Genomic DNA, 284 nt, shown 5'->3' on the forward strand with positions numbered 1-284 from the left:
CCTTGATCGGTACTTCCGTTCAATGTGTCGAACGTATCATCCGTGAACAGATCTTCCACTTTGTTCTTTGCATCGGCTAGGTCTTTTTCTGCCTGCTCTTGTTCGTTCAATAAATCTTGGGCTTTGTTCAGTAAATCTTGCAGGCGGTCTTTTTCTTCACCTTCCGGTAGCTTATTGACCGCATCTTTGGCTTCATCAATCGCCCCTTGATCCGCCGTCTCTTTCAATGTGTCGAACTTGTTATCGGTGAACAGATCTTCCACTTTGTTCTTCGCATCGTTCAA

1 protein-coding gene is annotated in these 284 nt (G+C 45.1%); it reads right to left on the bottom strand.

Going from position 1 to position 284, the window contains the following annotated elements; all coding sequences use genetic code 11:
* The coding region (locus tag ASU00_RS25650; RefSeq protein WP_236712836.1) for a toxin Cry1Ac domain D-VI-related protein at positions 1-284 on the bottom strand (284 nt) is incomplete at both ends.

It is taken from the genome of Peribacillus muralis, assembly GCF_001439925.1.
GTDB lineage: Bacteria > Bacillota > Bacilli > Bacillales > DSM-1321 > Peribacillus > Peribacillus muralis.